Origin of the sequence: Streptomyces sp. 4N509B (assembly GCF_052245655.1) — a bacterium.
Taxonomy (GTDB): Bacteria; Actinomycetota; Actinomycetes; order Streptomycetales; family Streptomycetaceae; genus Streptomyces.
Genome location: NZ_JBQQBZ010000100.1, coordinates 1 through 888, shown reverse-complemented (window position 1 = coordinate 888; position 888 = coordinate 1). Strand labels below are relative to the sequence as shown.

The following is an 888-nucleotide window of genomic DNA, read 5'->3' as shown; positions in this document are numbered from 1 at the left end:
TCACGGTGAACGTGTCGGACAACGGCCGCAGCGCCAGCTTCTCCGCCTCGGTCTCGCTGCCCAGCGGCACCGGACCCTTCCCCGCCGTGATCGTCTACGGCGGCTTCGGCGCCGACACCACCACCATCCGCAACGCCGGCGCCGCCGTCATCTCCTACGACCCCAACACCGTCGGCCGCGAAGGCACCCCCCGCAACAACAAACAAGGCGCCTTCTACACCCTCTACGGCTCCTCCAGCACCACCGGCATCCTCATGGCACAGGCCTGGGGCGTCAGCCGCATCATCGACGTCATCGAGCAGTCCGGCGGAAACATCCTCAAACCCACCACCGGCGTCACCGGCTGCTCCCGCTACGGCAAGGGCGCCTTCGTCGCCGGCGCCTTCGACCAGCGCGTCGCCCTCACCATGCCCATCGAGTCCGGCACCGGCGGCGTCCCCGCCTACCGCGCCGTCGCCCAGGAAAGCGGCGCCCAACCCCCCTCCAGCGCCTACGGCGAACAACCCTGGCTCGGCGACGCCTTCAGCCAGTACCAGAACAACACCAGCGCCCTCCCCGTCGACACCCACCAGATCGTCGGCATGATCGCACCACGCGGCCTGTTCATCATGGACAACCCCCACGTCGACTGGCTCGGCTCCCAGTCCGGCGCGGTCAGCGCACTCGCCGGCGCCGAGGTCTACAACGCGCTCGGCGCGAGCGACAACATCTCCTACTGGTCCGACGTACAGGACGGCACCCACTGCGCGACCCGCGGCGAGTGGCGCACACCCCTCCAACAGAGCATCCAGGCCTTCCTCACCGGCACGGGCAACGGCCCCGGCGAGATACGGATCTCCTCCCGCGACAACCCACAGCGGATGTGGAACTGGCAGACCCCGAACCTGA

The 888-nt window shown here is 69.0% G+C and carries 1 protein-coding gene; it reads left to right on the top strand.

What is annotated here, in order from left to right; all coding sequences use genetic code 11:
• Positions 1-11: 11 nt before the first annotated feature.
• Positions 12-888: glucuronyl esterase domain-containing protein (locus ACTWP5_RS32095; protein ID WP_443224709.1), on the top strand; the 877-nt coding region annotated here is incomplete at its 3' end.